The organism is Citrobacter sp. EC_71 (assembly GCF_019584005.1).
GTDB classification, from domain to species: Bacteria; Pseudomonadota; Gammaproteobacteria; order Enterobacterales; family Enterobacteriaceae; genus Citrobacter; species Citrobacter werkmanii.
The window spans coordinates 43,448-56,898 of record NZ_VDAY01000022.1 but is presented as its reverse complement, the minus strand read 5'-3'; the positions used below and the strand labels follow the sequence as shown (position 1 = coordinate 56,898).

The 13,451-nt window shown below is 53.1% G+C and carries 12 protein-coding genes; 4 read left to right on the top strand and 8 right to left on the bottom strand.

The genetic code is table 11. The features are described from left to right. Nucleotides 1-2: 2 nt before the first annotated feature. Nucleotides 3-725 carry a substrate-binding domain-containing protein gene (locus FHD02_RS19875; protein ID WP_137360074.1) on the top strand — a complete coding sequence of 241 codons (723 nt, stop codon included), beginning with the start codon at nt 3-5 and terminating at the stop codon, nt 723-725. Here the strand turns inward: FHD02_RS19875 and FHD02_RS19870 are convergent. From FHD02_RS19870 to puuE, 4 genes are all read right to left on the bottom strand, one after another. Continuing rightward, on the bottom strand, nt 712-1,464 hold the full coding sequence (locus FHD02_RS19870) for an ABC transporter ATP-binding protein (RefSeq protein WP_220394229.1): 753 nt from the start codon (nt 1,462-1,464) through the stop codon (nt 712-714). The genes FHD02_RS19875 and FHD02_RS19870 overlap by 14 nt on opposite strands. Continuing rightward, the gene (locus FHD02_RS19865) at nt 1,461-2,465 is read right to left on the bottom strand and encodes an iron ABC transporter permease (RefSeq protein ID WP_199979842.1); all 1,005 of its coding nucleotides are present in this window, start codon (nt 2,463-2,465) and stop codon (nt 1,461-1,463) included. Before FHD02_RS19865 ends, FHD02_RS19870 begins: the two co-directional genes overlap by 4 nt. Continuing rightward, entirely contained in the window at nt 2,452-3,507 is a 1,056-nt protein-coding gene (locus FHD02_RS19860) for an ABC transporter substrate-binding protein (RefSeq protein ID WP_220394228.1), read from the bottom strand. Before FHD02_RS19860 ends, FHD02_RS19865 begins: the two co-directional genes overlap by 14 nt. 176 nt (nt 3,508-3,683) lie before the next feature. Further along, entirely contained in the window at nt 3,684-4,946 is a 1,263-nt protein-coding gene (puuE, locus tag FHD02_RS19855; protein ID WP_220394227.1) for a 4-aminobutyrate transaminase, read from the bottom strand. Nucleotides 4,947-5,052: 106 nt separating this feature from the next. Here puuE and FHD02_RS19850 point away from each other — a divergent pair, with 106 nt between their 5' ends. Next, nucleotides 5,053-6,528 (top strand): PLP-dependent aminotransferase family protein, encoded by a 1,476-nt coding sequence (locus FHD02_RS19850; RefSeq protein ID WP_137360069.1) that lies wholly within the window; start codon nt 5,053-5,055, stop codon nt 6,526-6,528. Nucleotides 6,529-6,571: 43 nt separating this feature from the next. Here FHD02_RS19850 and FHD02_RS19845 read toward each other — a convergent pair whose 3' ends face one another. The 4 genes from FHD02_RS19845 to FHD02_RS19830 form a co-directional block, all read right to left on the bottom strand. Further along, nucleotides 6,572-7,780 carry a cytochrome c gene (locus FHD02_RS19845; protein WP_220394226.1) on the bottom strand — a complete coding sequence of 403 codons (1,209 nt, stop codon included), beginning with the start codon at nt 7,778-7,780 and terminating at the stop codon, nt 6,572-6,574. Between the two features lie 3 nt (nt 7,781-7,783). After that, nucleotides 7,784-9,676, bottom strand: a complete 1,893-nt coding sequence (locus tag FHD02_RS19840) for an FAD/NAD(P)-binding protein (RefSeq protein ID WP_038640327.1) — start codon at nt 9,674-9,676, stop codon at nt 7,784-7,786. Nucleotides 9,677-9,758: 82 nt separating this feature from the next. After that, a complete protein-coding gene (locus FHD02_RS19835; RefSeq protein WP_137360066.1) occupies nt 9,759-10,232 on the bottom strand; it encodes an ester cyclase in 474 nt (157 codons plus the stop codon). Nucleotides 10,233-10,243: 11 nt separating this feature from the next. After that, complete coding sequence (locus tag FHD02_RS19830) at nt 10,244-11,671, bottom strand: gamma-aminobutyraldehyde dehydrogenase (RefSeq protein ID WP_220394225.1); 1,428 nt, start codon at nt 11,669-11,671, stop codon at nt 10,244-10,246. A 314-nt stretch (nt 11,672-11,985) separates the two neighbouring features. On the opposite strand from FHD02_RS19830, the gene FHD02_RS19825 reads away from it, so the two are divergent. Continuing rightward, a complete protein-coding gene (locus FHD02_RS19825) occupies nt 11,986-12,711 on the top strand; it encodes a FadR/GntR family transcriptional regulator (RefSeq protein ID WP_042308714.1) in 726 nt (241 codons plus the stop codon). A gap of 24 nt (nt 12,712-12,735) precedes the next feature. After that, nucleotides 12,736-13,434 (top strand): cache domain-containing protein, encoded by a 699-nt coding sequence (locus tag FHD02_RS19820; protein ID WP_137360064.1) that lies wholly within the window; start codon nt 12,736-12,738, stop codon nt 13,432-13,434. Nucleotides 13,435-13,451 lie beyond the last annotated feature (17 nt).

The following is a 13,451-nucleotide window of genomic DNA, read 5'->3' as shown; positions in this document are numbered from 1 at the left end:
CGATGTCTTCTTCCACCGCTCTACTTGCTGCCGGCAGTTTACGTCCAGCACTGACTCCGCTGATAACCCATTTCACGCGCATCAGTGGAATAGATGTAAAGGTGGAATATGGTCCAGCCGGTTTATTGCGCGAGCGGATTGAAGCAGGTGAACCCTGTGCGCTGTTTGCTTCGGCCAATCGGGAGCATCCGCAGCGCCTTCTGGCTGAGCATATAGCCCTCTCGACGCATACCTTTTGCTGGAACCAACTGGGTCTGGTTACCACCCGGACCGGTGAATGGCTGGATTTGCTGCGAAACCCCACCCTGCGAATTGGTACCTCTACGCCCGGCTGTGACCCTTCCGGAGATTATACCTGGGCATTTTTTGACAAGATGGATGCGCTGGAGACGGGCCTTGGGCAGCACCTTCGCGAAAGGGCCATTCCCCTGGTTGGTGGTCGCGACAGCGTAAATATACCGCAGGGAGAAATAGCCAGCGCCTGGGTCCTGCGTCAGGGACTGGCCGATCTGTTTATCGGCTACGCGCATTATGCAAAAACGCTCCGCACACTCCCCGACGTTCGTTATGTCGCGATTCCGGCTGAATATAACATTCAATGTGAATACCAGCTGGCGGTGCTTGAGGCTTCCAAAGATGCGCTGGCGCTGGTTGAGTTTATACTCGGCAACGGCGGTCAGGAATTTCTGATCGCCGCCGGTTTTATATCACTTACCGACGAATAGAAAACAGCGGCGCAATAAACGGCGTCTGGTAATGGTCAACGTTCACTTTTCGCAGCGGTAATCCATAGGCCTGGGACAGATTATCTTCCGTCACGATGCAGTCCGTCGGGCCTGCCCGCCATTTTCCTTCAGGAAGCAGCAGCAGCGTATGCGTGGCTATCTGTAGCGCATGCTGCGGATCGTGGGTTGAAAACAGCACGCTGCAGCCTTGTTGGCGAGCCAGATCGCTGATGAGCTGCAGCACCACCTGCTGATTAGCGAGATCCAGTGCGGAACACGGTTCATCAAGCAATAACGTCTGACATTCCGTGACCAATGCCCTGGCTATCATCACTAACTGTTGTTGCCCGCCAGAGAGTGAACCAAACGAGCAGGCGCCAAGATGTGCGATATTAAGTTGCTCCAGCGCCTGCGCTGCCCTTTTTTGATCCTGCTGGCTGGGCTGCGCAAATAACTTCACGTGTTGTGCCCGCCCCATCAGTACTACATCGCTGACCGTATAGGGAAACGGCAGATGACAATGTTGCGCCACAATCCCAATTCCACCGGCATTCTCAATACTGCCGCCCAAAGCAGGCAGCGTGCCGGTTAGCGTATCGAGCAGCGTACTTTTACCCAGACCGTTACGTCCCAGCACCGCCCAGACCTCACCTTTCCGGCAACTGAACGTAAGCGGCTCAAATAGCGGTGCGCGATACCCGTAAGTCAGCCGATTCACGCGCAGTGCGACAGATTTCATTGTTTCCTCCGACGGCTGTTGCGGATGAGTAAAAGAGCAAACAGCGGCGCGCCAAATAATGCAGTGATGATCCCCAGCGGGATCTCCGCAGGCATCAGGGTGCGCGCAATATCATCCACCACAATCATAAAACCGCCCCCCAGCCAGAAGGCACAAGGGAGCAACCGACGATGATCGACACCCACCAGCAAACGTGCCAGATGCGGAATAACCAGACCGACCCAGGCAATACTGCCGCTTACCGCCACCTGAGCGGCGACTAAAAAAGCGCAGCACACCAGCACGCTGCGTCGCAGAGGAACCACCGCCACGCCCAGCGCTCTGGCATCTTTATCATTGAGCGATAGCAGATTTATCCGCCAGCGTAACTGATACAAAACCGTCGCGGCGATACCCACCGGAATCGCCAACAGCAGAACTTTATGCCAGTTGGCCGTCGCAAAACTCCCCAGCAGCCAGAACACAATGTTCGGTAACGTCTCTTCGGTATCCGCCTGATACTGAATCAGACTCACCAGTGCGGCAAAGAAACCGCTCAGAATAATACCCGACAGGATCAGCACCAGCGTATTCTCCAGCCCCTGCAATGTAGCGATGGCATACACCAGAATCAGCGCCGTCAGACCGAAGAAAAACGTTGAGCCCATCATCAGCCACGGCGACAGGCCGAGCAGAATAGCCAGCGTACCGCCAAAGGCAGCCCCCGACGTCACGCCGATAATATGCGGGTCGACCAGTGGATTATGAAATACCCCTTGCAGCGTCGCGCCGCATAAACCCAACGCGCCCCCTGCCAGCAACGCGATCAGAATTCGTGGTAACCGCACCGTCCAGACAATCTGGCTGGCAATCCCTTCGGCATCGCTATAGTGCGTCAGATGGTAAAATACCTCGCTTAACGACAGTGGATATTGCCCGAGGCACAGCGAGCTGACGCCCAGTAACAAAACCGCCGCCATTAGCAGTGGCTGCTGGGGTAAAGTGCGGTTACTTAGCTGCATCAGACTGCCAGTTCACACGATAAAAACGCTGATAGTAGTCTTGCGCCTGCGCATCGACATCCACGTCTTTATAGGCGTCCGGATACAGTTTTTTGGCCATCCACAGTTCACCTATCGCCAAGGCTTCCGGCATCGGATACCCCCAGGCTTTGGCGTATTCCGGCATCAGCCAGATGCGATGATTTTTCACCGCATCAATCCCCTGCCAGTTGGGATCGTTTTGGATCTCAGTCACCACCTGCGGGTAACGGTCCTGAACAAAAATCACTTGCGGATTCCACGCTAATACCTGCTCAAGCGCGACCTGACGGGCGCCTTTCACACTGGCCTCCGCCACGTTTAATCCCCCCGCATGCTGCATCATCAGTCCCGTATACTTCCCGGAGCCGTAAGTCATCAGGTCGGGGTTAGCCATATAAATACGCACCTTTTTCGCATCAGGAATGTTGGCAACTGGCGCGTTGAACTTTGCCCGCGCCGCAAAAACGTAATCGATCAACGTTTCTGCCTGCGCTTTGCGCCCCACAACATCCGCAATCAGGCGAATTCCCTGCTTTAACCCTTCGTTGTAGACCTGCTCTTCATCGGCCATAGTCGGATTCATTTTATTCTGCTGACCATCAGCATCCTGACGCAATGAGATAGCGACCACCGGAATACCGGCGTTCTGAATCTGCTGAATCATCTCCGCAGGCGCATAGTTGGCAACAAAGACGACCTGTGGGTGAATCGCCAGCAGGCTCTCGATATTCACGCTGGTGAGATCGCCCGGCGTCGGCAATGTCGTTATCTTCGGCATAAAACGCGCGAATTCAGGTCCGAGCTGTTTTTTCCAGCTCGACATTACACCAACAATGTCTTGCTGGGCGTTGAGTTGCACCAGAATATTCAGCGTCTGGTGTTGCAGCACAACCACTTTGTCGACATGGTCTGGAATCGTGATCTGACGACCAAGCTGATCGGTAATCGTACGCTCGGCCTGCGCAGAGAACGCCACCAGGAAGCTGGCGCAAACCAGCACAAAAGAACGGAGAGTTAACATGAGGTACCATCTGGATGAGGAATAAAAACGATGTATATTAAATTATATAACGATATAACTGGCAACCCATTAGCGATAATTACCGCGCTACACACGAGGAAGATCAATTTTTGTGGGCAAAAATAAAGCCGACGGCAATGACCACCGTCGGCTTTTGTTGATACTGAGTGGCTAAACTATTTCGTCGCAGCTTTAATGATATCGAGCGCTTTCGCAAACTGATCCTGCGGAATTGTCAGCGGGTAAAGGAAACGAATAACGTTACCGTACTGGCCACAGGTTAACAGCAGCAATCCCTGCTCAAGGGCTTTCTTCTGCACGCGTTGCGCGACGGCAGCGCTGGGCTCGCCCGTCGCTGCATCACAAAATTCAGCAGCAACCATTGAACCTAAGCCGCGCACTTCGGCCAGTTCAGGACACCATCCTTGCGCGTCAGTCAGGGTGGCGCGCAGTTGTTCACCGAGAGCCGCTGCCCGTTGGCACAACTGCTCATCACGAATAATATCCAGTACCGCATGAGCCGCCGCAATCGACAACGGGTTGCCGGCGTAAGTACCACCCAACCCACCCGGCGCAGGCGCATCCATAATGTCTGCTTTGCCTACCACCCCAGACAACGGCATCCCACCCGCCAGGCTTTTCGCCATCGTCATCAGGTCCGCTTTGTCGGCGTAGTGATCCATCGCAAACAGTTTCCCCGTACGCGCAAAACCGCTTTGCACCTCATCGGCAATCATCACGATGCCATGCTCATCACAGATACGGCGGATCCCGGCAACAAACTCCGATGGCGCCACCACGAAGCCCCCTTCGCCCTGGACCGGTTCGAAGATAATCGCCGCAACCTGGGTTGGATCGATGTCGGCTTTAAACAGGCGTTCAATCGCTTTTAGCGAATCCGCCGTGGAGATACCCTGCAACTCAGAAGGATATGGCGCATGGTAAACGGAACCAGGGAACGGGCCGAACCCTTTTTTATAAGGCGCTACTTTGCCGGTCAGCGCCATCGTCATGTAAGTCCGTCCATGAAAACCGCCGCCAAAAGCGATAACACCGGGACGACCGGTATGCGCGCGGGCGATTTTCACCGCATTTTCCACGGCTTCTGCGCCGGTAGTAAAGAATGTGGTTTTGCGTTTACCGTCAATCGGCGCAACGGCGTTGATTTTCTCAGCCAGAGACACATAGCTTTCGTACGGTACAATCTGATAAGCCGTGTGGGTAAAAGCCTGCAGTTGCGCTTCGACTGCCTGCACCAGACGAGGATGACGGTGCCCGGTGTTCAGCACGGCAATCCCGGCGGCAAAATCAATATACTGATTGCCCTCAATATCGGTAATCGTGCTGTTTTCTGCCGACTGGGCGTAAAAATCACACATGACACCCACGCCACGCGGGGTGGCATCCAGACGACGTTGTTGCAGGTTTTTATTGTTCATTCTCTACACCTTGTCCATAAATACATTTCAGTTGAATTACCCTTTAAATTTAGACGCCATCTGGTACTTTAATCGAGAGCCAAATCGTTTTATTTTAAGGATCCAAATGCGTTCACTTGCCGGAGATGTGATCAAGCAAGCATTTAGCCAGCGGACAGATGAAAAATTACATCGTCGCCTGTATGCCGCCATCTGTAGTTGCATCCTTGAGGGCAGCCTGAAACCGGCTACCCGCATGCCTCCCTCGCGGGATCTGGCGGGCGAACTGACGTTATCGCGAAATACCGTCTTGCGGGTTTACGAGCAGTTGCAGGCCGAAGGCTATATCTCTGCGCGCACCAGCAGCGGCACATTCGTTAGCGACAGCGTGCTCGACAATCTCGACCTCCGCCCCAACAAAGAGCCAGTGGCTGTTGCGCTTGAGGATCACACCCGCTTATCTGTCCGCTGCCTTGAACTGCTGGGGCATGCCAGCGCCAGTCCCCGGCAATGGGGAGCCTTTATTCCTGGCGTGCCTGATGTTCAGCATTTTCCTCACCGGGTGCTCAAAAAAATCCAGGATCGGCTGGCAAGGCGACTGCGCCCGGCGTTTCTCACTTACGATGCCGCAGGCGGGGTGAGTGAATTGAAAGAAGCGCTGGCAGACTATCTGCGCACCGCCCGGGGTGTACGTTGTTCGCCTGATCAAATTCTGATTACTGAAGGTATTCACCAGGCGTTGGATCTGGTAACGCGTGCGTTGTGCAATCCGGGTGACAGTGCCTGGATTGAAGAGCCAGGCTATTGGGGGATAAAAAACATTCTACGCATCAACGCGGTAAACTTTTCGGCAATCCCGGTTGATGAGCAAGGTATGATTCCGCCAGGCCCAACAGAACCCGCACCGAAACTGATTTTTGTGACACCGTCACATCAGTATCCGCTCGGTTCGGTAATGAGTCTGAGCCGTCGGCAACAGCTTCTCTTGCGCGCCCGCGAAACGCGAAGCTGGATAATAGAAGATGATTACGATAGCGAGTTTCGCTTTTCCGGGCAGCCTATTCCGTCATTACAGGGACTGGAGGAAGAGACGCCGGTTATCTACATCGGAACATTCAGCAAGACCCTTTATCCCGCACTGCGACTCGGGTATGTGGTACTGCCCAAACCGCTAGCCGCGCCGCTAAAAAAGGTTCATAACGACCTCTATCGCGGCGGACATTTATTGATTCAGGCCGCGCTGGCGGAGTTTATCCGCGAGGGATACTACGCGGCGCATATTCGAAAAATGCGCCAGCTGTACAGTCGTCGTCGCCAGATGCTGGTGGAACTTATTACCCGCCAACTTGGTGAGCAATATCTTGGCTCCTTCAGCAGCAACGCCGGGCTGCATATGATTTTACAGCTACCCGCCGGAAGTGATGACGTCGCCATAGCCCGGCAAGCGAATGCGCAAGATCTGCTGGTGCGTCCGCTGTCTCGTTACTACGTGAATGAAGAGAAATGCAGCGGCCTGCTGTTGGGGTTTGCCAGTATTGAAGAACATGAAATGGCGGCGGCGTTTACCCGACTCGCGACGATTATCAGGGAAAACGCCGTATAAGCACTGCCGGATAGCGGTGCTCGCACCTTATCCGGCATGCTGTTTAATGTGACGCTTTTTTAACGCCAGCCAGATCCTCCTGGCTTACTTCACCATTCCCTTCCCCCCAACTTTTACGCACGTAGTTAATTACGTCACGCATTTCGCTGTCGGTTAACATGCCGCCGTAGGCTGGCATCTTAAAGGAGACGCTGCCCCGCGTTGTCGGGGTTTCTGCGCCATAGGCAATCACTCTGTACAGTGGCGTCGGGTCATCCACCATCACCAGCGGATTGCGGATCAACGAAGGTGCATTATCATCCGTACCTTTGCCTTCCAGACCGTGACACGTTGAGCAGTAGCGGTTATAGGTCACTTTGCCCGCCTCGGCTGAATTCGACCAGGATGTCGTAGTCGCTGCGGTACGCCCCGCTTCAGGCTTCGTACTTTTCAGTCTCAGCAGATATTGTGCGATCGCCGTGGCATCTTCGTCCGTCAGATACTGTGTACTTTGCGTAACGACTTCAGCCATCGAACCAGAAACCGCGGCATGTTTACTTTTACCGGTCAGCAACAGCGATTTTAACTCCAACTCCGACATTCCGGTGCCCCGCAGCGACGGCGCATACCAGCCGTCGATCATCGCGCCGCTCAGATACTCGGGATCCGCATTGGTGTACGCTTTTTCGTTCATCGCCACACCTCTCGGTGTATGGCATGAACCGCAGTGGCCCGGGCCTTCCACCAGATAAGCGCCTCGTTTTAGCAGGACCGCGTTTTCATCCGTTTTCGCGCTCGCAACAGCCGTCTCTGGCGCGTCGGTAAACAACCAGTTCCAGATATGCAGCGGCCAGCGGGCGGAGAGTAGCCACGGAATGGCATTCTCTTTATTGGGTTGTGCCGACGGCGTGACGTCATGCATAAAATAGCGGTACAGCGCCTGAACATCCTCGTCAGAAAGCTTCGCGTAAGAGGGATAAGGCATGGCCGGATAGAGCGGATGACCATCTTTGGCAATCCCCTGACGTACCGCCTTTTCAAAATCCTCGTATGCGTAGCTACCAATCCCCTGTGTCTTATCTGGCGTAATATTGGTCGAATAAATATCCCCAAGCGGAGTGGGAAACTTTTTACCCCCTGCCATCGCCGCGCCACCTTCCGTCGTGTGACAGGCTACGCAGTCAGAAATCCTCGCGATGTATTCGCCATGAGTTTCAGCCGCAGAAACCGTGGCGGTAAATAAACAGGCAGCAAGAACGGTTACATTACGCATAGATCACCCCATCTCCTTGAGTTCATTAACCGCTCGCCATGCCTGATCGATCGCCGTATGAGCATAAGCCCCCCAGTCAGAATCGGAGTTAGCAATGGCAATACGACCAACTGGCTTGCGCGCCCGCTCGATAATCTCGGGCATTTTGTCCATGTCGTCGAACAACGAGTTAGGGTAATAGGCATAGCCATGCGCCCAGCGGTTAACCGTAATGGCGGCAATATCGCGTTGATTATCAAAGCCTGTTGCGCCAAACATCTCCTGCAACTGGGCGCGAATCATCTCTTCATGCGCCGCAAATGTCGTTCCCAGCAAATAGGCCCGCCCCAGCCGGAACTGCTCTCTGGCCGAGAGGTTACTGCCAGGATACGTGGGGACGTAGACCATATGAATCACCATCGGATCGTCCGGTGAGGCTGGGTGTTGATACCCGCCAATGCTGACCGGATAGTCGAGCTTAACCCGGCTGTAAGGTGCTGCCGGAGAGTAAAATTCATGCACGCCAAGCTGTTTAAATGCCTGCCAGTTTTTAACCACCACGTTGGTGTATACCAGCGGCGCTTTCACGTTAAGTTTGAGATCCGCCTGCTGCTGTTCCGGCATCTCTGGCACCAGATACGGAATCAGCATGTTATAACCCGCCATAATGGTGTTCTTACCACGAACGCGATGCATTTTACCGTCGCGCAGATAGCTGACAACAACGCCATCCGGCACGTTGGCGGCGTTAATCACCGTGCTGTTCAGGCGCAGACGCGTGGTGTTTTCCGGCAGGTCCAGTTTTTCATAATGCAGTCTGGCGAGGACCGAGTCCTCCATGGTGGTGCCCGGCAGCGCATCCGGTAGCATATACCTGACCAGCAGTCGGGCCAGACCGGCATTTCCATCCGGAAAATGGTAAACATACGGCTCTTCGAGGTCGGCCAGCGACTCTCCATCCAGCGGGGGTAATCCCAGCGCTTCCATACCCGGTAAGGCGCACGCCCGGGCATCGCTACAGGAAATCCCTTCAATGCCAATGGCAAAGAAGTCGTTAGAACGCTGCTGAAAATAGAGCAGCGCCATTTTGCTCAAACCGACTTTTGTCGCCAGAAACTCACTGTAGCTGTGAGTATCCAGCCATTCAGTTTTCTCATCAATCGTCATACCCGGAAGGTAGTCCGCAGGACGTACATGCAGATCGATTAACGCTTTTCTGTCGTTCTCGCTTAGCGGAAAATCATTGATAAAGTCTTCGATCTTGCGTCCATTCAGTCTGTCCGGCGGAATATCATCAGATACCGCCCGTCCCGGATCGCCGCTGACGATTTTTGTTTCGCCAAAATTCTTTTTATCGAAGAAAACGCCGCGACTGAGCTGCCAGTCGGGATAGAAGTTTACGTCAAAACTCTCTTTCAACCGCGTGACGCTGACACCCACGGTTTCCATCAGCTTTTGCACTTCGGGACTGAAATTATGCGCCGGCGACTGGAATGCTTCGCTGCCGCCATAGCCGAGTAGTTTCTTGCCCGAGCTGGTAAACTCGTTCCGTTTGGCATGCCCTCCAAAATCGTCATGATTATCGAGGATCAGAATCCGGCTATTTTGCCCGGCAAGTTGACGCCAAAAACAACCGGCAGCCAGGCCACTGATACCGCCGCCCACAATCACCAGATCGTACTCTTCCTCAATAGGCAGAGCGTTTAAATCAAAATGTTTATGCTCACGGCCCACGGCATGCGCCATTTCAAACGATCCCGGATGATTGCCCCGCAGCCCCGTAAGCGCAGGCGGATAATAACTTCCATCTATAAATGCGTTTTCCTTCCCTGCCGCCCTGACCCATTCCAGCGGGGTAAGCCCCGCTGCAACGGTCACCGCGACGCCGTTGAGAAAATCACGTCTGGTAATTGCCATTAACTTTTTCCTTATTGCTACACTGCCCTTAACACGACACAAATAAGAGGCATCCCCTTCTCAGCAAAAAGGGGATCGCCATCTATTTCACTGGCTTTAATTCTTCATCCAGTTTCTTAGAATCATAATAATCACCCTGCCAGGTGATTTTTCCTGCTTTAACATGAATATAGCTAACACCTTCAAATCTTATCAGATTATTTGTCGGTGGGCTCCCTGCCCATTCACCACTATTTTTACCTGAAAATTGCCAACGAAAAGCCACGGTATCCTCGTCATAAACAGGTTTACCGATCATTTTCCAGGTCAGATCCGGGACCGCCTTAATAAAGGCGCCAATCACCTCTGTTTCTGCTTTTTCCCTGCCGCTAATCGGTTCTCCCGCGGCGGCATCATAATAGACTGCATCATCTGCAAGATATTGAGCCGCTCGCGAAGCATCATGCGCATTCCACGCCGCCATATACTCTTTCACGGTATTCAGCGAGGGACTTTCTGCCAGGCTATAGCCCGAGAGCATCACCAATGAAAGCACCGCCACTTTTAATGTTTTCATCACCACCCTCTCTATTCAGAAATGTCGCACATGATATGTTTCACCCGAGTGTATTCTTCGAGCGAATAGGATGAGAGATCTTTGCCATAACCCGATTTTTTGAAGCCGCCGTGTGGCATTTCGGCGCACAGGGGAATATGGCTGTTAATCCATACCGTGCCAAAATCAAGGTCAATGCTGAAGCGCTGGGCACGGCTGTGATTGCTGGTCCAGACGCTCGCCGCCAGCCCATATTCCACGTCATTGGCCTTAAGTAATGCGTCTTCATCGCCAGAAAACGACTGAATAGTCATCACTGGACCAAATACTTCATGCTGGATAGCTTCATCGTGCTGATGTAGGCCGGAGACGATCGTCGGCTCAAAATAGAAGCCTGGACCAGATCCGGCGCGCCCGCCGGTCTCAATTTTTGCATGTGCCGGTAAACGCTCAATAAAGCCTTTCACTTGCTCGAGTTGATTCCGGCTATTCAATGCGCCATACAATGCATCCTGATCTTCTGGCGGCCCAAATTTAATACTCTTTGTTTTCTGTACCAGTTTTCCCAGGAATTCAGCGTAGACGGACTGTTCGACCAGAATACGCGTGGCCGCCGTGCAGTCCTGCCCGGCATTGAAAAAGCCAGCCGTGACAATCGTCGCAATCGCCTTGTCCATATCCGCATCGGCAAATACCACCGCGGGCGCCTTCCCACCTAATTCCAGATGCGCCCGGGTCAGGTTCGCCGCTGCCGAGGCCGCAACCTGCAGACCTGCACGGACCGAACCGGTAATCGAAACCAGTGAGGCTTTCGGGTTTGAGACCACCAGAGAACCGGTACTGGCTTTGCCTAAAACCACGTTAAATGCCCCTCTCGGGAACAAGGGCGCCGCCAGTTCCGCCAACAGCAGCGTACTGACCGGCGTGGTGTCGCTTGGCTTTAACACTACCGTGTTACCTGCAGCCAGTGCCGGCGCAATCTTCCATACCGCCATCATAAACGGGTAATTCCACGGCGTAACTTGCCCGACAATGCCCAGCGGTTCCCGGCGAATAGTCGAGGTATATCCAGCGGAATATTCGCCTGCTGCCTTGCCTTCAAGACAACGTGCAGCCCCGGCAAAAAAACGGATGGCATCGCAGGATGCCGCGATCTCTTCCTTCTCAATAAAATGGCGAAGCTGACCGGTCTCCTGGCTTTGGGCATTGACCAGTCGCTCCACATTGCGTTCTATTTCGTCCGCAAGGCGCAATAACGCTATTTGTCGCTGGGCCGGTGTCGATTTTCTCCAGATGCTAAACGCCGCTTCAGCTGCAGAGTAGGCCTGCTCCACCTCTGCCGCGCTGGCATTAGGAGATAATGCGTACGTTTCACCGTCAACCGGACTCACCAGTTCGAAGGTCTCTTCGCTGCCGCCTGCTACATATTGCCCATTAATAAAATGCTTCAGGGTTTTCATGCCTGTCTCCCGCTCATTAATACATAAAGAATCTTATGTAATATATATATTGTAAAAACTTTTCAAATACGCAACATTGACACTATGATAAGCCTCGCATTTTTAACTTATTTTTTACATTATTCAGGGTAAAGCTTGCCACTGGTAGCTGACGCGGCGCGCGCGGCTCCAGAGGTTATCGGAACACACATCCGTCTGTGCGGCAGATTTTGCGCATGGGCATGTAAAATAACGCGGCCATTCTTACCTTCCTTGCCCAGCGGGCATGTGTTAGAAAGGGTCGTTGTTTCAGGGAATTGAGTGCAGAAAAGATTATGATTACTCACGCGGTCATATTTGCGCCTATCGGGCAGGTCAGTCGTTCAGACCAGATAGTGCAACGCCTTTCAAACGCTATTATCACGGGATTGTTGGAGCCGAAAGAACAGCTTCCCAACGAAACTGATTTGGCAAAGATGATGGGTGTCTCACATATCACTATCAGAGAAGCGCTAAACACGCTTCGGGCTAATAATCTTATCCATACTGTTCGTGGTCGTAATGGTGGCAGCTTCGTTTGCGAAAATATCGATGGCAAAAATAGCCCTCTGCATCCGTTCAAAGCGATCAGTACCGATTATCTTTCGGATCTGGGGGAAATGCATTGCGCCATCATTAGCCATAGCGCAAGACTTGCTTCCAGACGAATGACTGGCGCGGATATCGCCAAATTTCGCGAGTTTGTTGAGGTGCTTAGAAAGGCAAAATCACCTGAGCTGATGACCCAGGCCGATATGCGATGCCTGCTGGCAATAGCCGCCAGTTCACATTCGGCACGGCTGGCGAACCAGGAGCTCCAGGTGCAAGCTGAATGGGCATCGCTGGTGGCGATCCTCTATCGCACGGACAGCATTCATGCCGAAATTATCGCGCTTTATTCAGCGCTGGCCGATGCGCTGGCCGCCCACAACGAGGCGGAATCAGTACAGCTTGCCACGCGGATCATCGACACCTTTACCTATTACCTTATCGAAAAAAAGCTGAAATATAACTCGAACTGACAACCCGTGAAGGCAGGACAGACAATGAGCTCTTCGACATCCTTAAGCGCATTAATCCATAAAATTGATGATATTACCGTCTCTACCGTAGATTCTACCGTGGCGCTGGCGAGGAGCATCCATGAGGCGATTGCCGGAATACAGAAAGCTTCAGCCGAGGTTGTCCTCGATCCCTCTGTGAGATCCACCGTTCAAGAGCATATTAAGCGCACGCTCAATGACAACCATTACTGCTCTGGAGCCGGATTTGCCAGCCATATAGAGAGCACTACCACCACCAAAGAGTATTGGCTTTTGGAGTGGTGGTATAAGAAAGATAATGGTTTGAGCCAGGCTCACCTCGATTTGGATCAGGCCACGCAACAACGACTGGATTTCAGAACCTTCGAGTGGTTTAAACATTCGCCACCGGCAGGGAAAGCTTATATCCACGGCCCGTACGTCGATTATATCTGCAATATCTCCTATACCCTGACTTCGGCAGTGCCGGTCTACTACAACGATCAGTTCCTCGGCGTCGCCGCCGTCGATCTGCTGGTCAGCCAAATCGAAGCCGAACTGCTCTCCTGCGCTCATCCTGACTACGTCATACTGACCAATCTGGAAAACAGGATTATCTTCTCCAGTTGGCCTCGCTTTCGCGTGGGGGAGTTACTGTCACCCGCCAACAGCACCGTGGTATATCAGAGCGACTACTTTATCCTTTATCACTATCAAAACTAAGGGCCCGAAGGCCCTTG

Coding starts and splice junctions, on each gene's coding strand:
- FHD02_RS19875 (WP_137360074.1), top strand. CDS start 3: ATGTCTTCTTCCACCGCTCTACTTGCTGCCGGCAGTTTACGTCCAGCA.
- FHD02_RS19870 (WP_220394229.1), bottom strand. CDS start 1,464: ATGAAATCTGTCGCACTGCGCGTGAATCGGCTGACTTACGGGTATCGC.
- FHD02_RS19865 (WP_199979842.1), bottom strand. CDS start 2,465: ATGCAGCTAAGTAACCGCACTTTACCCCAGCAGCCACTGCTAATGGCG.
- FHD02_RS19860 (WP_220394228.1), bottom strand. CDS start 3,507: ATGTTAACTCTCCGTTCTTTTGTGCTGGTTTGCGCCAGCTTCCTGGTG.
- puuE (WP_220394227.1), bottom strand. CDS start 4,946: ATGAACAATAAAAACCTGCAACAACGTCGTCTGGATGCCACCCCGCGT.
- FHD02_RS19850 (WP_137360069.1), top strand. CDS start 5,053: ATGCGTTCACTTGCCGGAGATGTGATCAAGCAAGCATTTAGCCAGCGG.
- FHD02_RS19845 (WP_220394226.1), bottom strand. CDS start 7,780: ATGCGTAATGTAACCGTTCTTGCTGCCTGTTTATTTACCGCCACGGTT.
- FHD02_RS19840 (WP_038640327.1), bottom strand. CDS start 9,676: ATGGCAATTACCAGACGTGATTTTCTCAACGGCGTCGCGGTGACCGTT.
- FHD02_RS19835 (WP_137360066.1), bottom strand. CDS start 10,232: ATGAAAACATTAAAAGTGGCGGTGCTTTCATTGGTGATGCTCTCGGGC.
- FHD02_RS19830 (WP_220394225.1), bottom strand. CDS start 11,671: ATGAAAACCCTGAAGCATTTTATTAATGGGCAATATGTAGCAGGCGGC.
- FHD02_RS19825 (WP_042308714.1), top strand. CDS start 11,986: ATGATTACTCACGCGGTCATATTTGCGCCTATCGGGCAGGTCAGTCGT.
- FHD02_RS19820 (WP_137360064.1), top strand. CDS start 12,736: ATGAGCTCTTCGACATCCTTAAGCGCATTAATCCATAAAATTGATGAT.